At 61.9% G+C, this 20,203-nt stretch carries 19 protein-coding genes; 6 read left to right on the top strand and 13 right to left on the bottom strand.

The features are described from left to right. Positions 1 to 52: 52 nt before the first annotated feature. Positions 53 to 1,162 (top strand): S-(hydroxymethyl)glutathione dehydrogenase/class III alcohol dehydrogenase, encoded by a 1,110-nt coding sequence (locus ACN0Q0_RS02220; protein ID WP_417241717.1) that lies wholly within the window; start codon positions 53 to 55, stop codon positions 1,160 to 1,162. A 3-nt stretch (positions 1,163 to 1,165) separates the two neighbouring features. Beyond that, positions 1,166 to 2,011: an S-formylglutathione hydrolase gene (gene fghA, locus ACN0Q0_RS02215; protein ID WP_417241716.1), complete on the top strand. Its 846-nt coding sequence runs from the start codon at positions 1,166 to 1,168 to the stop codon at positions 2,009 to 2,011. Positions 2,012 to 2,122: 111 nt separating this feature from the next. On the opposite strand, the gene ACN0Q0_RS02210 is transcribed toward fghA, so the two are convergent. Both ACN0Q0_RS02210 and truA read right to left on the bottom strand, forming a co-directional pair. Then, positions 2,123 to 2,272, bottom strand: coding sequence for a hypothetical protein (locus ACN0Q0_RS02210; protein ID WP_417241715.1), 150 nt, complete (start codon positions 2,270 to 2,272; stop codon positions 2,123 to 2,125). A 107-nt stretch (positions 2,273 to 2,379) separates the two neighbouring features. Then, on the bottom strand, positions 2,380 to 3,168 hold the full coding sequence (gene truA / locus ACN0Q0_RS02205) for a tRNA pseudouridine(38-40) synthase TruA (RefSeq protein ID WP_417241714.1): 789 nt from the start codon (positions 3,166 to 3,168) through the stop codon (positions 2,380 to 2,382). Between the two features lie 121 nt (positions 3,169 to 3,289). On the opposite strand from truA, the gene ACN0Q0_RS02200 reads away from it, so the two are divergent. Both ACN0Q0_RS02200 and ACN0Q0_RS02195 read left to right on the top strand, forming a co-directional pair. Then, positions 3,290 to 4,705 carry a YcjX family protein gene (locus tag ACN0Q0_RS02200; RefSeq protein ID WP_417241713.1) on the top strand — a complete coding sequence of 472 codons (1,416 nt, stop codon included), beginning with the start codon at positions 3,290 to 3,292 and terminating at the stop codon, positions 4,703 to 4,705. Continuing rightward, positions 4,702 to 5,712, top strand: coding sequence for a YcjF family protein (locus ACN0Q0_RS02195; RefSeq protein WP_417241712.1), 1,011 nt, complete (start codon positions 4,702 to 4,704; stop codon positions 5,710 to 5,712). Before ACN0Q0_RS02200 ends, ACN0Q0_RS02195 begins: the two co-directional genes overlap by 4 nt. On the opposite strand, the gene ACN0Q0_RS02190 is transcribed toward ACN0Q0_RS02195, so the two are convergent. After that, on the bottom strand, positions 5,709 to 6,128 hold the full coding sequence (locus ACN0Q0_RS02190; protein WP_417241711.1) for a group III truncated hemoglobin: 420 nt from the start codon (positions 6,126 to 6,128) through the stop codon (positions 5,709 to 5,711). The two genes, ACN0Q0_RS02195 and ACN0Q0_RS02190, sit on opposite strands and share 4 nt — an antisense overlap. 250 nt (positions 6,129 to 6,378) lie before the next feature. Between ACN0Q0_RS02190 and ileS the strand changes: the two genes are divergently transcribed. Then, positions 6,379 to 9,336 carry an isoleucine--tRNA ligase gene (gene ileS / locus ACN0Q0_RS02185; protein WP_417241710.1) on the top strand — a complete coding sequence of 986 codons (2,958 nt, stop codon included), beginning with the start codon at positions 6,379 to 6,381 and terminating at the stop codon, positions 9,334 to 9,336. A 100-nt stretch (positions 9,337 to 9,436) separates the two neighbouring features. Here the strand turns inward: ileS and ACN0Q0_RS02180 are convergent, their stop codons facing one another. The 7 genes from ACN0Q0_RS02180 to fsa form a co-directional block, all read right to left on the bottom strand. Beyond that, a complete protein-coding gene (locus ACN0Q0_RS02180; RefSeq protein WP_417241709.1) occupies positions 9,437 to 9,721 on the bottom strand; it encodes a hypothetical protein in 285 nt (94 codons plus the stop codon). A 253-nt stretch (positions 9,722 to 9,974) separates the two neighbouring features. Next, entirely contained in the window at positions 9,975 to 10,361 is a 387-nt protein-coding gene (locus tag ACN0Q0_RS02175; RefSeq protein WP_417241708.1) for a hypothetical protein, read from the bottom strand. 141 nt (positions 10,362 to 10,502) lie between these two features. Beyond that, positions 10,503 to 11,198 carry a CDP-alcohol phosphatidyltransferase family protein gene (locus ACN0Q0_RS02170; RefSeq protein ID WP_417241707.1) on the bottom strand — a complete coding sequence of 232 codons (696 nt, stop codon included), beginning with the start codon at positions 11,196 to 11,198 and terminating at the stop codon, positions 10,503 to 10,505. A gap of 53 nt (positions 11,199 to 11,251) precedes the next feature. Beyond that, positions 11,252 to 11,413, bottom strand: a complete 162-nt coding sequence (locus ACN0Q0_RS02165; RefSeq protein WP_417241706.1) for a hypothetical protein — start codon at positions 11,411 to 11,413, stop codon at positions 11,252 to 11,254. Between the two features lie 75 nt (positions 11,414 to 11,488). Next, positions 11,489 to 12,421, bottom strand: coding sequence for a tyrosine recombinase XerC (locus ACN0Q0_RS02160; RefSeq protein WP_417241705.1), 933 nt, complete (start codon positions 12,419 to 12,421; stop codon positions 11,489 to 11,491). After that, a complete protein-coding gene (locus ACN0Q0_RS02155; protein WP_417241704.1) occupies positions 12,418 to 13,143 on the bottom strand; it encodes a DUF484 family protein in 726 nt (241 codons plus the stop codon). The genes ACN0Q0_RS02160 and ACN0Q0_RS02155 overlap by 4 nt, the downstream gene beginning before the upstream one ends. 197 nt (positions 13,144 to 13,340) lie before the next feature. Continuing rightward, entirely contained in the window at positions 13,341 to 13,994 is a 654-nt protein-coding gene (gene fsa / locus ACN0Q0_RS02150; RefSeq protein WP_417241703.1) for a fructose-6-phosphate aldolase, read from the bottom strand. A 107-nt stretch (positions 13,995 to 14,101) separates the two neighbouring features. Between fsa and ACN0Q0_RS02145 the strand changes: the two genes are divergently transcribed. Continuing rightward, positions 14,102 to 16,297: a primosomal protein N' gene (locus ACN0Q0_RS02145; RefSeq protein WP_417241702.1), complete on the top strand. Its 2,196-nt coding sequence runs from the start codon at positions 14,102 to 14,104 to the stop codon at positions 16,295 to 16,297. A gap of 341 nt (positions 16,298 to 16,638) precedes the next feature. Here ACN0Q0_RS02145 and ACN0Q0_RS02140 read toward each other — a convergent pair whose 3' ends face one another. The 3 genes from ACN0Q0_RS02140 to ACN0Q0_RS02130 form a co-directional block, all read right to left on the bottom strand. Continuing rightward, the gene (locus ACN0Q0_RS02140) at positions 16,639 to 16,929 is read right to left on the bottom strand and encodes a DUF6958 family protein (protein WP_417241701.1); all 291 of its coding nucleotides are present in this window, start codon (positions 16,927 to 16,929) and stop codon (positions 16,639 to 16,641) included. A gap of 34 nt (positions 16,930 to 16,963) precedes the next feature. Then, positions 16,964 to 18,025 carry a YeeE/YedE family protein gene (locus tag ACN0Q0_RS02135; RefSeq protein WP_417241700.1) on the bottom strand — a complete coding sequence of 354 codons (1,062 nt, stop codon included), beginning with the start codon at positions 18,023 to 18,025 and terminating at the stop codon, positions 16,964 to 16,966. Positions 18,026 to 18,189: 164 nt separating this feature from the next. Further along, complete coding sequence (locus ACN0Q0_RS02130) at positions 18,190 to 19,989, bottom strand: calcium-binding protein (RefSeq protein ID WP_417241699.1); 1,800 nt, start codon at positions 19,987 to 19,989, stop codon at positions 18,190 to 18,192. Between the last annotated feature and the right edge of the window lie 214 nt (positions 19,990 to 20,203).

Raw genomic sequence — 20,203 nt, 5'->3', positions numbered from 1 at the left:
GTCTGCTTTCTGTCGGACCCTTGTTCGACCCGCAATAATTTGGAGTATCCCCATGAAGACCCGTGCCGCCGTCGCCTTTGAGGCGAACAAGCCCCTCGAAATTATCGAAATCGACCTTGATGGTCCCAAAGAGGGCGAGGTTCTGGTGGAGATTATGGCAACGGGAATTTGCCACACCGATGCCTATACGCTCGACGGTCTGGACAGCGAGGGGATGTTCCCCGCGGTTCTGGGCCATGAGGGGGCGGGCATTGTGCGGGCCGTGGGTGCGGGCGTGAAATCGGTTCAACCCGATGATCATGTGATCCCGCTTTACACGCCGGAATGCCGTCAGTGTAAATCCTGTCTGTCGGGCAAAACCAATCTGTGTACCGCGATCCGCGCGACACAGGGCAAGGGCGTGATGCCCGATGGCACCTCGCGCATGAGCTACAAAGGCGAGACAATTTACCACTACATGGGCTGTTCGACCTTTTCCAATTTCATCGTCGTGCCAGAGATTGCCGTGGCCAAGATCCGCCCCGATGCGCCGTTCGACAAGGCCTGTTATATCGGCTGTGGCGTGACCACGGGGGTCGGCGCGATCACCAACACGGCCAAGGTCGAGGCAGGCGCGAATGTCATCGTGTTCGGGCTTGGCGGGATTGGTCTCAACGTGTTGCAAGGTGCGCGGATGGTGGGTGCGGATAAAATCATCGGCGTGGATCTGAACAACGACAAAAAGGCATGGGGTGAACGGTTCGGCATGACCCATTTCGTCAACCCGTCCGAGATTGACGGCGACATTGTCGAGCACCTCGTGGCGCTGACCGATGGCGGTGCGGATTACACGTTTGATTGCACCGGCAACACCACCGTGATGCGTCAGGCGTTGGAGGCGTGCCACCGTGGGTGGGGTGTCTCGACCGTGATCGGCGTGGCCGAAGCGGGCAGGGAAATCTCCACCCGTCCGTTCCAACTGGTCACGGGGCGCGTCTGGCAAGGCACGGCGTTCGGCGGCGCGAAGGGGCGCACGGATGTACCGAAAATCGTGGATTGGTACATGAACGGCAAGATCGAGATTGATCCGATGATTACCCATGTTCTCACGCTTGACGAGATCAATAAGGGTTTTGATTTGATGCATGCGGGTGAAAGCATCCGTTCTGTTGTGGTATTTTGATCTATGGCGATTGAGGTCATTTCCGAGAACCGCAGCCACGGCGGCACGCAGGGCGTCTACAGGCACGCCTCATCCGCAACGGGGACAGACATGGAGTTTTCCGTGTTTGTGCCGGATCATGCGGCGGGGGCGCGCTTGCCCGTGGTGATTTACCTGTCGGGGCTGACCTGTTCTCAGGCCAATGTGACCGAAAAGGGCGAGTTTCGCGCGGCCTGTGCCGCGTTGGGCCTGATCTTTGTCGCGCCTGACACCTCGCCGCGCGGTGAGGGGGTGCCGGATGACGCCGAGGGCGCCTATGATTTCGGCCTTGGTGCGGGCTTTTATGTCAACGCGACCGAAACGCCGTTTGATCAGCATTACAAGATGCGCGATTACATCGAGCGCGAATTGCCTGACCTTATCGGGGCTGAATTTGCCGCCGATGCCTCCCGCATGTCGATCATGGGGCATTCGATGGGCGGGCATGGTGCGCTGACCATTGCGTTGCGCAATCCCGAGCGGTTTCGGGCCGTGTCGGCCTTTGCCCCCATCGTGTCGCCGCTCAGCTGTCCGTGGGGCGAAAAGGCGCTTTCGGGATATCTCGGTGCGGATCGTGCGACGTGGCGGGCCTATGATGCCTGCGCGTTGATCGAGGACGGGGCGCGGGTTCCCGATATTCTGGTCGATCAAGGGGCCGCGGATAATTTCCTCGAAACGCAGTTAAAACCCGACCTGTTTGCCGATGCCTGTGCTGCGGCGGGGCAACCACTGAGCTTGCGGATGCAGGCCGGCTATGACCATTCCTATTATTTCATCTCGACGTTTATGGCCGAGCATCTGGCGTGGCACGCGGCGCGGCTTGGCGTGTGAGGGGCGGGACGTGTGAGGCGGTAACGGTCGCCAAACGGGAAAACGCCCCGCGTGTGGCGCGGCGTTCGGCATGTGGAGTGCCCGCGAGGCGTCCGGTTCCCGGGCGGGGCCTTATGCGTGGTCGCCTGTGGTGGTGTTGATGAGCCACCCGCCAGGTCCGGCGATGCGATCGGGGAGGGCGATGATCATGACTTCACGCAGCGCGATAACGGTCATTGCGGCCATTGCGATTTGATCGAAGCTGAGTGTGGTGAAGTCCATGTCGTCTCTCCCGTTGCTGTTGATCCTGTTCTGGCGATCAATCTGGGCGCAAATGCGGCGGGGTTGGGACGCAGGGACGGCGAACACCTCAATTTGGAACGGTTGCGTTAACTTTGTTGTGGGTCATCGACGCCAAGCGGGTCGGTGGGGTAGCCAACGCCCGTCAGATACAATCCGTGGGGCGGACAGACCGGACCACAGGCGGCGCGGTCGCGGGCCTCGAGGGCGGCGGTGACATCGTCGGGTGTCCATCGCCCCGCGCCGACCCGTTCGAGTGTGCCGACAAAGGAGCGCACCTGATTGTGCAGGAAGCTGCGGGCGCGAAAATACAACCGCACCTCTTTGCCGTGGGGGGCGTCGAACACCTCAACCCGTGCTGCATCAAGGGTTTTATTGGGGCTGTCCGCCTGACACATGGTCGAGCGAAACGTGGTAAAGTCGTGATGGCCGATCAGGCGGTCGGCGCCCAGTTGCATGGCGGCGGCGTCGATGTCGTGTTTGACGTGCCACGCCAGACCGTCCTCATGCACAAGCGGCGCACGGCGTGAAATCATCCGGAACATATAGCGGCGCTCAAAGGCCGAAAAGCGCGCGTGCCAGTCGTCGGCCACCCGCGCCACTTTGACGATGGCGATGGGTTTGGGTTTGAGATGTTGGTTAATCGCCGCCGCAAGGCTGAACGGGTCCCAGTCCTTTGCCATATCGCAATGTGCCACCTGACCCATCGCATGTACGCCCGTGTCGGTGCGTCCCGCAGCCCCGATGGTCGGGCAATCGGGCTCCAATACGCGCAGGGCGTCCTCGATGCTTTGCTGTACCGAGGGGTGTTCTTTTTGACGTTGCCACCCCGAAAAGGGGGCGCCGTTGTATTCGATGAGGAGGGCATATCTGGGCATGACCGTGCTTTAACGCGAAGCGCCCCGTTGGTCTAGACATTCGCGCCGCTTTGCGTGGCCCCTTTGCATCGCCCCTGCGCGTTCCTATGTTAGGCATAACAAATGGCGGAAGGGCAAAGCCTTGTTCATAAACGATATCGCGGATCGCATTCTGCGCAGTGTGGAAACGGTGCAGGACGGCGTCAATGAGGCGCTGTTCGAACCCGTGATCCGTTTGGGTGTCACGGGGTTGAGCCGCGCGGGCAAGACGGTGTTCATCACCTCGCTCGTGGCCAATTTGCTCAACCGTGGGCGGATGCCCCAACTGGGCGGGGCGGCGGCGATTTCGGCCGCCTATTTACAGCCCCAACCCGACGACACGGTGCCGCGGTTCGATTATGAGGCGCATTTGGCCGCCCTGACCGCGCCCGAGCCGCATTGGCCCGAAAGCACGCGGGCAGTGTCCGAATTGCGCCTGTCGTTCAAGGTACAGCCAACGGGGTTGCTTGGCGCCATTTCAGGTCCGCGCACGGTGCATCTGGATATTGTCGACTACCCCGGTGAGTGGCTGTTGGACCTGTCGATGATGGACAAAACCTATGCCGAATGGTCGGCGGAGGCGCTGACCGCGGCACAGGCCCGTTCCGAGGGCGCGGCGTTTGTGGCGGCCCTCGCGGGTGTCGATATGAGCGCCAAGCACGATGAAGTGGCGGCAAAATCATTGGCCGACCCCTTTGCCGCCTATCTCAAAGCCGCCCGTGCGGCGGGCTATTCCGATTGCACGCCGGGGCGGTTTTTATTGCCCGGCGAAATGGCGGGATCCCCGGTGTTGACCTTTGCGCCTTTGCCACAGGGCGATGCGCCGCGCGGATCATTGGGCCGTGAATTCGAACGCCGGTATGAGGCCTATAAACGCGAAGTCGTCCGGCCGTTTTTCCGCGATCATTTTGCCAAGATCGACCGTCAGGTTGTTTTGGTGGATGCGTTGGGGGCCATCCATTCCGGTCCCAAAGCGGTCGAGGATTTGCGTCGCACAATGGCGGATATTCTAAGCGCCTTTCGCCCCGGTCGGGTGGGGCGGCTGTTTGCGCTTTTGGGGCAAAAGAAGGTCGAGAAAATCCTGTTTGCCGCGACCAAGGCCGATCACATCCACCACAGTCAGCACCCGCGCCTGACGGCCATCATGGAGGCGCTTGTGCGCGAGGCCCGCGACCGCGCGGATTATGCGGGAGCGGCGACATCGGCCATGTCCATCGCCGCGCTTCGTGCCACCGTCGAGGAGACCCGCGAACACGGGGGGCAGACACTGGACCTCGTGCGGGGCCGTGTGGCGGACGGCAAGGGCGGCAGCAAACAGGCGGCGTTTTACGCGGGCGAGTTGCCGCAAGATCCCGCGCATATCCTCGCCCCTGCGCGCAAGGGGGACGAGAAATGGCTCGATGGCGATTATGAGGTGATGCAGTTTTTGCCTGCGCCGCTGACGTTGCGCCCCCATGAGGGGCCGCCCCATATCCGTCTCGATCGCGCGGCGGATTTCCTGATCGGAGACAAGCTATGAGCGACAAGAAACGCAGCGGTCCGGTGTTGATCGAGCTTGACGATACACCGAACGTCACCCCCGCAAGCGCCGATCCCGTCCCCGACATCACCCCCGTACGCAGCCCCGCGGCGATGGAACGTGTGGCGGTGATGGCGGCGAAAAAGCCAAGCGTTTTGGCGCGGTGGTTCTGGCGTCTCTTTGGGGCGTTGTTCGTGTTTGTTCTGACGCTTGGCGCCTATGATTTCGTGGCGGGGCTGATCGCCCGCAATCCGGTTCTTGGCTATGCGGCGCTTGGTCTGACGGCGGCGTTTGTCGCTGTCTTGTTCGCGATTGCGCTCAAGGAACTGTCGGCCTTTGCGCGGCTCAGGCGCATTGATACGCTGCACAAGGCGGCCGAGGTGGCGATTGCCAATTCGGATGTCAAAGCGGCGCGGGTCGTGACGGCGAAACTGCTCGACGTTTATAAGTCCCGCGATGAACTGGCGTGGGGGCGCGAGCGGTTTGCGGAACGTCAGGCAGAGGTGTTTGACGCCGATGGCGTGTTGCATCTGGCCGAGCGCGAATTGCTTGTCCCGCTTGATGCCGCCGCACGCCGCGAGGTCGAGGTGGCCGCGCGTCAGGTCGCCACGGTCACGGCTTTGGTGCCGCTTGCGCTTGCGGATGTCTTTGCCGCGCTGACCGCCAATTTGCGGATGATCCGTCGGATCGCGGAGATTTATGGCGGGCGCTCGGGGACGCTTGGGTCATGGCGGGTCACGAAATCCGTGTTGACGCATCTGGTCGCCACGGGGGCCGTTGCGGTGGGCGATGATCTCATTGGCACGATGGCGGGGGGCGGCGTGATGGCCAAGGTGTCGCGCCGGTTCGGCGAGGGGGTCGTCAACGGTGCGCTGACTGCCCGCGTTGGCGTGGCCGCGATGGAGGTCTGTCGGCCCTTGCCCTATTTGCGCGCGGCAAAGCCATCGGTGTCGGGGTTGGTCAAACGCGCGTTGACGGGCCTGTTTTCCAAGGGCGACGCGGCCTAAAACAGGCTCGGGGGCGCATCGGGGTCCTGGTCGCGGTGGACAATCCCCATGCGCAAGGCCCGCCCGATGCGGTGCGCCAGAGCCGACCATTTTGCGGCAGCGTCCGCGTCGATCTCTTGGGTCAGGGTCTCGTCAAACAGCCCGAGCCAGAGGGCGAAATGGGCCGCGCGGATCTCATCGGCGGCCATGTGGGCGCGTTGTGGCGAGCCGTCATAGACGCGCTCGTTCAGGATCGCATTGCGCCAGAACCGTGCGATTTTTTCCTCATGCTCGGGCCAGTTTTCCACATGTGCCGCGAACACCGGGCCAAGCGTGTCGTGGCCGCGCACGCGGGCATAGAACCGTGCGACAACGCGGGCGATGTCGTCGGGCGAGATGTCGAATTTGGGCGGGAGGGCGGAACGGGTGTTGGTCATAGGTGGTCCTTTGGCTGCGGGACATGTGTGGAGCACAATGCGCGGCGGTGCAATGCGGCAAGTAGGCTTGCCCCGCTGTGCTTGCGTGCCTATAACGGGCGCATGAATTTCATGGCTATCGCAATTCTACGAATTATAAGCCCGGCGCTCTGATCCATGTGATCGTGTGAGACGCCGGGACAAGGCGCTCGGGTTGACCCGCGCCGCGCTATGAGCCTTAGCCATTCTCCCTTTCAAGGACCGAACTGATATGTGTTCCGACGCGACCACGCCCGCCGATAACGGGCCCGACTACAAAGCCACTTTGAACCTGCCAAAGACCGATTTCCCGATGCGGGCGGGTTTGCCCAAACGCGAGCCCGACTGGCTCAAACGGTGGGAAGAGATCGGTGTTTATGACCGCCTGCGCGAGAGTGGCAAAGCCGAAGGGCGCACGCCGTTTGTGCTGCACGATGGCCCGCCCTATGCCAACGGTCATTTGCACATCGGTCACGCGCTTAACAAAACCATCAAGGACATCATCGTGCGCAGCCACCAGATGATGGGGTTTGACGCGCGCTATGTGCCCGGTTGGGATTGTCACGGTCTGCCGATCGAGTGGAAGATCGAGGAAAAATACCGCCAGAAGGGCAAGGACAAAGATGACGTTCCGGTCATTGATTTCCGTCAGGAATGCCGTGCCTTTGCCGCCGAGTGGATCGACGTGCAACGCGCCGAATTCAAACGGTTGGGCATCACCGGCAAATGGGACAAGCCCTATCTGACGATGGATTTCCACGCCGAGGCGGTGATTGCCGACGAGTTTATGAAGTTCCTCATGAACGGCACCCTCTACCAAGGCTCCAAGCCTGTGATGTGGTCGCCCGTCGAAAAGACCGCGCTGGCCGAGGCCGAGATCGAATACCACGACCACAAGAGCCACACGATCTGGGTGCCGTTTGCGGTGAAATGTGCGGATGCATTCCCCGATACGGACGTATGCATGACCACCGACCTGCTATCGGCCCGCGTTGTGATCTGGACCACCACCCCGTGGACCATTCCGTCGAACAAGGCGGTCGCGTTCAATCCGAAGATCGCCTACGGCCTCTACCGTGTCGATGCGACCGAAGAGGAAAGCTGGACCGCGCCGGGCGAGCTGTACCTCTTTGCCGATGCTTTGGCCGAGGACGCTCTGGGCAAATCCCGCGTCACCGCCTTCACCCGCCTGCGCGATGTCAGTGGCGACGAGCTTGGCGCGCTGACGCTTGCCCACCCGTTTGCGGGCCTTGAGGGCGCGGACGGCTTTTGGGATTACGATGTGCCAATGATCGACGGCGACCACGTCACCGATGATGCGGGGACGGGGTTTGTTCACACCGCGCCGAGCCACGGGGCCGACGACTACGAGTGTTTCGTCAAACGCAACTGGATCGACCGCATGACGCATAACGTCGGTGAGGACAGTGAGTTCCTGCCACATGTGCCGTTCTTTGCCGGTCTGCGCGTGATCGACCACAAGGGCAAAGAGGGCAAGGCCAACACCGCCGTGATCGCCAAACTGGTCGAGGCGGGGGGCATCATTGCGCGCGGGCGCGTGACGCACTCTTATCCACATTCGTGGCGCTCCAAAGCGCCCGTGATTTTCCGCAACACGCCACAGTGGTTCGCCTCGGTGGACCGCAAAATCGACGATGGTATGGGCGACTACGGCGATACGATTCGCGCCCGTGCGCTGACCTCGATCGACCAACTCGTCAAATGGCACCCGCAAACGGGTCGCAACCGCCTGTATTCGATGATCGAGAGCCGCCCGGATTGGGTGCTGTCGCGTCAACGCGCGTGGGGCGTGCCGCTGACCTGTTTCACCAAAGTGGGCGCATTGCCGACCGATCCCGATTTCCTGTTGCGCAATGCCGATCTCAACGCCCGTATCACCGCCGCTTTCGAGGAAAACGGTGCGGATGTCTGGTATGAGGACGGGTTCAAGGAAAAGATGCTCGACGGTATCGCCGATCCGGCCGCCTATGATCAGGTGTTCGACGTGCTCGACGTGTGGTTCGACAGCGGGTCAACCCACGCCTTTGTGCTGCGCGACCGCGAGGATGGCACGCCTGATGGCATCGCCGATGTCTATCTCGAGGGGACCGACCAACACCGCGGGTGGTTCCACTCGTCGCTGTTGCAGGCCTGTGGCACCAAGGGGCGTGCGCCCTATAAAAACGTTGTGACGCACGGGTTTACCCTTGATGAAAAGGGCATGAAAATGTCCAAGTCGCTTGGCAACACCATTGTTCCCGAAAAGATCGTACAGCAGTACGGCGCGGATATTGCCCGCCTTTGGGTGGCGCAGGTCGATTACACCGCCGATCAGCGGATCGGGCCGGAGATCCTCAAAGGCGTTGCCGATAGCTACCGCCGTTTGCGCAACACCATGCGTTATATGCTCGGGTCGCTGTCTGATTTCTCGGAAGCCGACCGTGTGGATGCGGCGCAGATGCCCGAGTTGGAGCGGTGGGTGTTGCACCGTTTGGCCGAGTTGGACGAACAGGTGCGCGAGGGGTACAAGACCTTTGATTTCGCGGGCGTCTGGACGGCTGTGTTCAACTTTGCCACCGTGGATCTCTCGGCGTTCTATTTCGATATCCGCAAGGATGCGCTCTATTGCGATGGCGACACTGCGCGGCGTCGTGCGGCGCGCACCGTGCTCGATATCCTCTACCACCGCCTGACCCGTTGGTTGGCACCGATCCTGACCTTTACGATGGAAGAGGTCTGGCTTGAACGCTTTGACGGGGCAGAGGCCTCCATCCATTTGGAGGACTTTGTCGAAACACCCGCCGCGTGGAAAAACGCGGAACTGGCGGCCAAATGGGCGGCGATCCGCAAGACCCGCCGCGTCGTCACGGCGGCGCTTGAAATCCAACGTCAGGACAAGGTGATCGGCGCGTCATTGGAAGCCGCCCCCGTGGTCCATATCGAGGACGCGGGCGTGCGTGCGGTGTTGGCAACGGTGGATTTCGACGACCTGTGCATCACATCGGCCATCAACGTCACGGGCGATCCCGCCCCCGCCGAAGCCTTCCGTTTGCCCGAAAGCGAAGGCATCGCGGTGGTGTTTGAAAAGGCCGATGGCGACAAATGTCAGCGCTGTTGGAAAATCCTGCCGGATGTCGGCAGCCATAGCCATGAGGGTGTCTGCGGACGCTGTGATGAGGCGCTGGGCTGACGCGCGCGTCTCCCGCTTAGAACAAGCAAAGGGCGCCGTGTTGGCGCCCTTTTTTATGAGTTCGCGCTTATGGGTGCGCGTGTATTGGCGCGCGTGCGTTTTACGCGCGGGCGCGGCTCTGGAGCGAGCCGAGCAGCGCGGAAAAGGCGACATGGGCCTGATGCGCCAGTTCAAGCGTCTCGGGCGAGGCCATCTCGCTTTCTGACAACACCCTGAGCATACGCTCGACGTGGCCCTGAACCATGTAGGTCAGATCTTTGGAGTGCGGGGGGGGCGTGGTGGCAGCGCGCCCACGGGAGGCGCGGTTGCGATGGGGGAAGATTTGGAGATTTGCAGTCGTCCCCATGACGGATGCGCCAACGGGGGATGTTTCAAGAGTTTGCATTATAGGTTCCTTTCTGGAGCAGGTGCATCCTGCCTGCCCAGAAAGCGCCACGGACGTTAAAATCGGTTTAGGAATTTCTGTTGCATTTGATCTTAACGCCCTGAAACTAGATTGGATTTTCGCCAATTGGTTCGGAGTGTGGGGTTGAAACGAAAACGGGGCGGCCACTGGTTCTGTGCCAATGGCCGCCCCGTTGGTTTGTGTGTGCCGTTTTGGGGGCACATGGTGGCGCCGCGCCTTGGGTCGCGCTCGCTTAGACCGCGTTCGACATGATCAGATTTTGCATCTCACTGTAGAGTGCATTGGCCGCACTGGCCGCACTGGCCGCCGATGAGGTGGTGCTGTCCTCTTCGGTGCCCTCGGCCACCAGAGCCTCGAACAGGGACAGGGAATCGGATCCTGTTTGGCCGGATTGGCTCGGGGGGGGACCGTTTGGCGGCGGGCCGCTCGGGGCGCCCTCACCGGGCGGAGGGCCGCCGGAGGGCGGTGCGCCCTGTGCCGCGCGTTCGGTTGCCGCGCGTTCGGTTGTCTCGGGCGACGGGGTGTTGGGGGGTGACGATGACGAGGTCACAGTGGCCGGTGATCGGGCCTGTGTGATGTAGGGGTTCGCTCCGTAGGCTGATCCCATCGCGATGTTCATGACCTTTTCCTTTCCCGGTGCAGGGATATCCCGCGCGGCGAGTGTCGGAAAAAGGGTTTAACAGAGGCTTGAGGGAGAGGGGCGCGCACGGCGAAATCTGTGTCAAATTGGTGCGAAACGGGGGTGTTTTCGCGGCTATGGTTAATCGCCGCGCTCGAAAATCTGTTGTGCGATGCCCGCGCCCAACAGGTAGACCGTGCTCAGGCTGAGTGCGATGGTCAGGCCGCTCGTATGGATGCCAGCCATTATGATGGCTGCCGTTGCGGTCCAGATCACGGCAACGGGGAGGGTGATCCACCGCCACCGTGCCGTGCGCACGGGGTGGACGAACCGCAGCGGCAGGAACATCGCAGGGGTCAGCAGTGCAATCGTGGCCACCATCACCCAGGGCGCGGGTTCCAACGCGAGAAACACCAAAACCACCATCGACCATGCGCCGGGAAAGCCCTCGAACGAGCCGTCGGAGGTTTTCATCCGTGTGTCGGCGAAATAGAGCGCGGAGGCGGGGGTGACGATCAGGGCGACAAGCCACCCCGTCCACCCCGCCAAAAGGCCCGATTGAAACAGGGCAAAGACCGGAATGAACACCCATGTGAGAAAGTCGATCACCAGATCAAGGATCACACCGTCAATGCGTGAGGCGTGGGTTTTGACGTCAAAGCGGCGGGCGAGTGGCCCGTCGATCCCGTCGACGATCATCGACGCCAGAAGCCACAGGAACATTGCTTTCCATTGCTCCTGGGCGGCGGAAAACAGGGCCAGCATCGCCAATGTGGCGCCTGTCGCGGTGAGGGCGTGAACGCCGTAGGCTTTGATCGTGTTCGCGGAATGGGTCATGCGCACTGTGATGGGCGATGTGCGGCTGTGTTGCAAGCCTTGAGATCACGCGGTCAGCTTGCTTTTTGCAAATCATCCTCGATGCGCTGCCAGTCGTCTTCGGTCAGCCATCCGTCACCATCTAGGTCATAGGCCGCAATCAGCGCGGCGAGTTGTGCCAGAAAATCGACCTGTGTGACGCGGGTGATCGTCGCCTCTTCGCGCGGTTGCCCCATTGGGTATCTCCTTATGTCCTGATGGCACAAGCGTAGGGCGCAATGGGTTACCGAATAGTGACGTCGCGGGCGGTTTTACACAGATTTTGCCCGGGGATGGGCGTTTTCATAGACCTCCAACAGGCGCGTGGCATCCACGGCGGTGTAGGCCTGTGTGGTCGAGAGCGAGGCATGGCCAAGCAGCTCCTGAATCGCCCGCAGATCACCGCCGGCGTTGAGCAGGTGGGTGGCAAACGAGTGGCGCATCGCGTGGGGCGTGACGGTGGAGGGCAGGCCCAGTTGCATCCGCGCGGCCTCGGTCACCTTGGAGATCTGGCGCGGGTTGAGCGCCCCGCCGCGTTTGCCGCGAAACAGCGGTGCATCGGGGGCAAGGTCATAGGGACACAGGCGCACATATGCGGCCACGGCGGCGCGGGCGGCGGGCAGCACCGGCACGACGCGTTCCTTGTTGCCCTTGCCGACAATGCGGATCACATCGGCCAGAGGCACGTCGGCGCCCGTGAGCGAGAGCGCCTCGGATATGCGCAACCCGCAGCCGTAGAGCACGGTGATCACGGCGCTGTCACGGGCGGCAATCCACGGTTCGTCGTGTTGCATCGCAACCGTGCCGATCATATCGCGGGCGGCGTCCGCCGATAGCGGGCGGGGCAGTTTGCGTTGGTATTTGGGCGCACGGGTGGACAGGATTGCGGTGGCGTCAAAGCCTTCGCGTTCGGCGAGCCAACGGGTGAACCCTTTGACGGCGGAAAGCGCGCGGGCGAGCGAGCGCGGCCCGCTGCCGCGTCCGCGTTCGTGGGCCATCCATGCGCGCATGTCGGAAATGGTCAGCGTGGTGATTTTGGCCACGCCAAACCCCTCGCCGTGGTGCGCCATCAAAAACGACAGCCATCCCGAGACATCGGTGCGATAGGCGGTGATGGTGTTGTCCGCCACGCCCTTGAGCGCGCGTTCATGGTCGAGCCAGTCACCCAAAGCGGCGCGAAGCCCGCCTGTGGGCGCAAGGCTCATCCCTCAAGCCAACGGCACATCAGCCGTTCGAATGTCCCCGAAAAGAACGAGAGCAAATCGGTGCCTTGTGCGGGGCGGAACAGGTGGGGATCCTCGGAGCCGAACACCAAAAGCGCGGGCAGGCGGCCCTCGCCGAGGTCGAGCATCATGCAGGCTTCGGAACGGATATCGGAGGCGTGGTCGCCATAGATCAGGTCGGTATCGGGGGACACCTGGCGCAGGGTCACGGCCCGCGCAGGCACGTTGCGCCCATAGGTGACATAGGCCTGAACAAATCCCGGTTCGGCGGTGACGATCACATCGCCAAGGCTGCGCAGGGCGGGGACGTCCTCGTCGATTTCGGTCTCAAGCAAAAGCTTGACCGCATCGACGCGCAGGATGTCGGAGACGTCGCGGCCGACGCGGGTCAGGAAATCCTTGAAATCGGTGGCCTCAAGCAGGCACAGGACGGCGCGGTGGATTTGGTTGGTACCCGCGAGGTTTTCATAGGCGGCGGCAATCACGCCCCGATGGGTGTCCTCAAGGCGGTCAAGGCGGTTCTCCAACCGGTCCATCGCGATGCCGCGCAAATCGACCACATTGCCGCTTGCGGTGTTTTCATTGGCGGAAACAAGGGCACGCATGACGTCGAGGTCATCAAGGATCAGATCGGGGTCGGAAATGATCTTTTCGCGCAGGTCTTCGGCCAAGGGCGCAATGGCTTTGGGGAATTGGTTGGTCATACTGCTCTACTCGTTTGGGTGCCGATTTTTCGGTCTGTTGGGGCAATATGCCCTCAGTGCGCGGTTCAGATCAATGATTTAAAGGTTAACGCACCGGCGCGGCGCGGGCCTGTGGCGCGTTTGCATAGGCCGGACATGAAACCGCCCCCCCTGCGGTGACACAGGAGGGGCGGTTCACATCAGCGGCGGGATCGCGATCAGAGGATCTTGATGCCGGCTTCTTTGATGTCGGCCACGAACTGCGCCAGACCTTTGTCGGTCAGGACGTGGTTGGCCATGGATTTGATCACGCCGGGAGGGGCGGTGATGACGTCGGCGCCGATTTTTGCGCAATCGGAGATGTGATTCACGGTGCGGATCGACGCGGCGAGGATTTCGGTGTCGTAGCCGTAGTTGTCATAGATGGTGCGGATATCTTCGATCAGGTCGAGGCCATCGATGTTGATGTCGTCGAGGCGGCCAACGAAGGGCGAGATGTAAGTCGCGCCGGATTTCGCCGCAAGCAAGGCCTGGTTCGCGGAGAAACACAGGGTCACGTTGATTTTGTGGCCCTCATTCGACAGGGTTTTACAGGCTTTGAGACCGTCGAGGGTCAGCGGCAGTTTGATCACAACGTTGTCGGCGATGGTGGCGAGTTTGCGCCCTTCGGCGACCATACCGTCATAGTCGATCGCGGTGACTTCGGCGGACACGGGGCCGTCGACCAGATCACAAATCTCCTTGGTGACTTCAAGAATGTCACGGCCCGATTTTTTGATCAAGGACGGGTTGGTGGTCACGCCGTCAACAAAACCGAGATCGTTCAGTTCGCGGATCGCATCGACGTCAGCGGTATCAACAAAGAATTTCATGTGGGTAGCTCCTTTATGTCGCCAGATTTCGCCACAGACATAGTGCAAAGACGCGAGGGGAGAAAGGGGTTCTGGCACCCCTCGCGCAAAACGCCTATTTAAGGGCCATGAGCCAAACACATTTTTTTCCCGAAGGCACTTTGGTTGCCGTGCTCACCTGTGAGCCGATTGACCGGTCGCTTGACTACAAGGCACCCGCGGGTGGCTGCGAGGTCGGGGCCTTTGTCGAGGTGCCGCTTGGCCCGCGCAAGGTGTTGGGCTGTGTCTGGGGGGCGGGCAAGGGCGGGTTTGACCTGTCCAAGGCGCGGTCGGTGTCGAATGTGCTTGATGTGGCGCCGATGCGTGACGAGATGCGGCTGTTTTTGGAAAAGGTGGCCGATTATACGCTTACGCCGCGTGCGGCGATGCTGCGGCTTGCCACCCGTGCGCCCGGATTGATGAACCCGCCGTCGATGCAAAAAGTGTACCGGCGCGGTGCGGGGCGGCCAACGCGTGAAACAGAGGCCCGCACGCGGGTGCTTGGCGTGTTGGAGGAATACGGCGGGCTGTCTTTTACGCTCAAGGAGTTGGCGGATGCGGCGGGGGTGACGCCGTCGGTGATCAAGGGGCTTGTGCCACAGGGCGTGATCTTTGAGGAAGATACACCGCGCGATTTACCCTACGGGCGGCTTGATCCGGCGCAGGCGGGCAAAGAGTTGAGCGGGGCGCAGGACGCAGCGGCGAGGGCGCTGCGCGGTGCGGTGGCGGCACAGGCCTATTCGACCACCCTGCTCAAGGGCGTCACGGGGTCGGGCAAGACCGAGGTCTATCTGGAGGCGGTGGCGGAATGTCTGGCACAGGGGCGTCAGGCACTTGTGCTGTTGCCCGAGATCGCGCTGACGGCGGAATTCCTGACCCGCGTCGAGGAGCGGTTCGGCGCAAAACCCGCCGAGTGGCATTCGGGCGTGACCATGACCGAGCGGCGGCGGGTGTGGAAAATGGTGGGGGCGGGCGGCGCACAGATGGTGATCGGCGCACGGTCGGCGCTGTACCTGCCGTTTCAGAACCTCGGGTTGATCGTGGTCGATGAAGAACACGACCAGTCCTATAAACAAGAGGACGGCGTGCTGTATTCGGCCCGCGATATGGCGGTGCTGCGGGCCACGTTCTGTTCGGCCACGGTGGTGCTGGCCTCGGCCACACCGAGCCTTGAGTCATGGGCCAATGTCGAGGCGGGAAAGTACACGCGTCTCGACCTTGAAAGCCGCTTTGGCCCTGCGGTGATGCCCGATATGCACGCGCTTGACCTGCGTTCGGAAAAACTGCCCGCGACACGGTTCGTGTCGGATGCCTTGGCGCGGGCGGTGACCAAACGTATCGGGTTGGGGGAGCAGAGCCTGTTGTTCCTCAACCGTCGCGGCTATGCGCCCGTCACCATCTGCCGCGCCTGTGGCCATCAGATTGCCTGTGACCATTGCGATGCGCGGATGGTTGAACACCGCTTTCTCAAACGGCTCGTGTGCCATCAGTGTGGCGAGACAAAGCCGATGCCGGAGGCCTGTCCGAGCTGTCAGGTCGAGGGGCGGTTGGCCCCTGTCGGGCCGGGGGTCGAGCGTCTGGCCGAGGAGGTCACCGAGCGCTTTCCCGATGCCAAGGTTTCGGTGCTGTCGTCGGACCTGTTCGGATCGGCCCGTGCGCTCAAGGCCGCCATTCGCGACATTGCCGAGGGCGACACGGATATCGTCATCGGCACGCAACTGGTGGCCAAGGGGCATAACTTTCCCAACCTCACCTTGGTGGGGGTGATCGACGCGGATCTGGGGTTGCAAGGGTCGGATTTGCGGGCCGCCGAGCGCACGTTCCAACTGATGCGTCAGGTCGCGGGACGGGCCGGGCGGTCGGAGAAAAAGGGTGTGGCCCTGTTGCAGACCTATCAGCCCGAACACCCCGTGATCCGTGCGATCATCGCGGGGGACGAGGAGGGGTTTTGGCGGGCGGAGGCGGCCGAGCGCAAAATGGCGGGGGTGCCGCCCTATGGCCGGATGGCGGGGATCATCCTGTCTGGGCCGGATCTGGCACAGGTGATGGACATCGGTAACGCGCTTGCGCGGCGGGCGGGGCCGCTGCATCAGGTCGGTGCACAGTTGTTCGGCCCTGCGCCCGCGCCGATTGCACGGGTGCGCGGGCGTCACCGTATCCGCCTGTTGATCAAGGCCGAGAAAACCGCACCGATACAGCGGGCGGTGAGTGCATGGGTGGGACAGGTCAAACTGCCCGGTTCCGTGCGCCTGCAAATCGACATAGACCCGCAGAGCTTTTGGTAATCGAGCCGTCTCGAAAACGCCGTGGGGCGGCGATTAAGGCGAGATTGGTCGGAGACCCAGAGCCGTCTCGAAAACGCCGTGGGGCGGCGATTAAGGCGCGAGCGGGCGGAGCCCTAAAAAGCCGTCTCGAAAACGCCGTGGGGCGGCGTTCGGCGTGCACACATCGCCCCACGATGTCTGCTTGTGACGCCTCACTAGGCGAGATTGGTCGGAAACCCAGAGCCGATCCGTAATCGCCGTGGGGCGTTGGTCAGGAAAACCTGCCTCGCAGCTTTTCGTTTCTTCCCGACATTAAGGCGGGATTGGTCGGAGAGCCGAAGCCGCCCTCATTCCCGACATCCCTACACCAACGAAAACGTCAGCGGTTTGGTGGTGTGGCGGGTCATCACGCCTTTGGCTTCCAGATCAAGCTGCACGCATTTGAGCCACCATCCGGCTGTGGCCCCTGCGGGAAACAGGGCGTCGGGCAGCAGCGGCAGAACGTCCGCTTTGATCCGTGCCGCCGTGTGGCCCGCGGGGCCGGATGGCACAACGGCGAGTATGGCGGTTTTCATAGCGGTGTATTTGGCGGCGTCCACCCGTGTGGTTTTTGCGGGTGTGTTCGGGTTTTCTACGTCGATTTTATCGGCCATGTGCGGTCCTCCCTTTGGGGGAGGGTAGCACGGATCAGGCGGCTTGGGGGCCAACAATCCGGTCAAGCACGTAGGTGGTGGTCATGCCGCCGATCCACATGCAAAACAGTGCGAGCCATGCGGTGGCTGCAAACACCGACCCGCCCGTGACGCCCGCACCGATGGCGCAGCCCCCCGCAAGCATCGCGCCAAAGCCCATCAGAACCGCCCCGATCATCGAGCGGCGCATCACCGGTACGCTGTCAAAGCTCTGCCATTTGAATTCGCCCGACCACATCGACGCCAGAAATGCGCCGATCACCACGCCCGGGATCAGGCCAACGTCGAATTCCAACACTGCATTGCGGTCGAGAAAGAACATCAACGTGTTGGCGGAGGGGCCGGAGAATGTGGCCGAGGACACGGGAACGGGCTCGAACGCCACTTGGGCCAGGGACCAGGTCAGCACCCATCCGACGGCCACGGCAAATCCGACACCGGAGGCAAAGACCCAGATGCGTGGTCCGATCTGGTTCTTGATCGCCAGATAGAGCGCGAGGGCCGAGATGGCCAGGCCGAGGATAAGCCCCGTTTGTTGCGGCAAATGCAGGGCGGTCAACAGGTGGACGTTCTCGCCGTTCGGCGTCACCCAAAGGGCGGCGATCTGGTCGCGGTAGGGGGACAGGATGCCCTTGAGGCTCATTTGCGCGGTCACGGCAAAGATGAGGCCGGAGACGACCGAGCGCAGGTTGCCGGAGGCGGCCATGACCAACAGGCGCCCCGAACAGCCGCGTGCCAAAATCATGCCGACGCCGAACATCAGCCCGCCGACGATGGCGCCCGACCATGATCCGGGAACGGCCATAATCCGCGCGTCTGCGGACCGGAACAGCCCCATCATCTGGGCGGCCTGTACCCAGACCACAGCGGTGGAAAAGGTCAAGAACCACACCGCGACCTTTTTGCCAAAGCGCCCGTGGGCGAATTCGATGGTCGCGGCGCGCAGGCAGAAATGTGACCGTTGGGCCGAGATGCCGAAAATCAGGCCGGTGATCATACCGAACAGGGCGGCAGAGGGGCCTTCGCCAATGCGTTCAACGAGTGCGAGAATGTCCATGGATGTGATCCTCCGCGCGAGAAATTTGATCGCTTATGGCGGCCGGTGGGTCAGGTGTCCTTGATCTATATCACACATGTTCATTTATGCGAATATGAAAAAGCCCGCGCAGTCGGAGCTGCGCGGGCGAATGTTCGGGGTGATGTTACGGGGTGGGTGGCGGGTCAGCCCACGGCGATGATGTCGAACAGACCGACGTCGTAGGCGTCCTGATAGGTGAGGCCCTCGAATATAATCTCGCCGCCTGTGAGGTAGGACAGGACAAGCCCCTGTCCGGTTTCGGTCCACCCGTCGAAGTCGCTCCCGTAGGGGCCATCATACCCGCCATCGAACACGTCATCGAATATGCCGTCGAATGGGCCGTCATACCCGCCGTCGAACCCGCCGATGTAGCCAAAGGGTTGGGTGTTGCCGCTGTAACTGACGCTGTCCTCGGTGACGTCGAAATCAGTGACAATCACCGTGGCGCGTGTGCCGCCCGATCCGGAGGTGAACACGAACGTATCCGCGCCGTCGCCACCGTTGAGGCGGTGGGTGCCGTTTTTGGACAGGTTGACCTCCAAAGTGTCGTCGCCTGTTCCGCCATAAAGGTCCGAACCGTGTTTGCCGGCATTGAGCAGGTCGTCGCCCGCTTCGCCGTAGATCATGTTGTGGCCGTTGGAGCCGTAGAGCGCGTCATTGCCATCGCCGCCGTAAATCTCGTCGTCGCCGTCTCCGCCACGGATGAGGTCGTCGCCGCCCAAGCCGAAGATAAGGTCATCGCCACCCGACACCGTGTCCCCCCCAAAATCGGTGTAGCCGTTGACCATGATGTCGTTGAACGCGCTGCCCTCGACACTGCCGTTTGCCACATCGGCGGGGGTGCCGTTGCCAAGTCCCTCAAGCACGATCACATCGTCGTCGTTGAAGTAGATAAAGCGGTCGTCGGCTCCGGTGACGACCGAATAGCGTGCGCCGTCTTGGGTGATGTCGATGGTGATGCCCCCAAGGACGAGACTGTCCTCGGCGATGTCGAAATCGGTGATGGTCACGGTGGACTGTCGGCCATTCGAGGGCCTGGAAATTTCAAAGGTATCGGCCCCCGTGCCGCCTGTCGCGGTGTGATCCGCGCCTTTGTCAAGCTGCAGGATCAGGTGGTCGTCGCCGTCCCCGCCATCCAGAACAGATGTGTGGCGGCCCGAATAGATCACATCGTCGCCTGCCTCGCCAAACAGGGTGTTGTTGTTGCTGACGCCTTTGATCATGTCGTTGCCGTCGCCGCCGTGGACCTCGTTATCGCCGATACCCCCGACAAAGCGGTCGTCGCCCCCGCCGAGGTTGACCAGATGGGTGTCGCCGGTAAAGGCGTCGCCTTGGCGATCGGCATAGGAGCGGTTGACCAGATCGTCGCCGGATGTGCCGTCAATGACGCCAAACCCCGCGAGCAGGACCGTGGCGGTTTGGCTCTCTTGGCTGTACTGGTTGATCCATGAGGTTGTAAGTTCGAGCCCGCCGAGGGTTTGTGTGACGCCAAAGCCCGCGATGCCTGTTTGCACCTCCCCCGCGGCGAACATCATCACATCTATGGTGTCGGTTTTGAATGTGATTTGGTCCGTGGCCGCATCGAAATCGGTGATCGTCACGGTGCTGTCATTGGCGTGGGTTTTGGTGAGAATGTTGAAACTATCGGCTCCGGTGCCCCCTGTGAGGAGCGCATTTTCCATGCTGTAGAGAGTGAAGCTGTCATCGCCTGCGCCGCCGTCCGCGATCAACGAGCCACGGTAGGTCGTTATGCGGTCGTTGCCCGCGCCCGCGTCCACGGTGAGGGTTTGCGAGGCGGTTTGTGTGTACGTCACCTGATCGTTGCCGTCACCCAAAGACACATCATTGTCGCCACTTGTGAAGGCATCGCCGTCGAGGTCGATAAAGGTGGCCGACACTGTGTCGTTGCCTGATGTGCCGTCGATTATACCAATAGTACCCATTACAGAATCTCCCGGAAAAATTGCTTAACGTATGGTTAATTGTCGGTGATGTGCGGGCCGGGGGTCAAGCCCGAATCCGGTGGTGTGCGGCGGCTGGCGGGACGGCGCAGGGCGGGGGTGTCCCCCCGGGATACCGCCCCGTGACCGGCAACCGTGCAATAGGGCCTGTGCGTCGTTGAGTGTTTCTGAGCGCTATCCAAACGGGAAAATTGGC

The organism is Celeribacter sp. (assembly GCF_048259695.1).
Classification (GTDB): domain Bacteria; phylum Pseudomonadota; class Alphaproteobacteria; order Rhodobacterales; family Rhodobacteraceae; genus Celeribacter.
The sequence above is the reverse complement of the archived record's forward strand: the minus strand, read 5'-3'. Positions and strand labels throughout refer to the sequence as shown.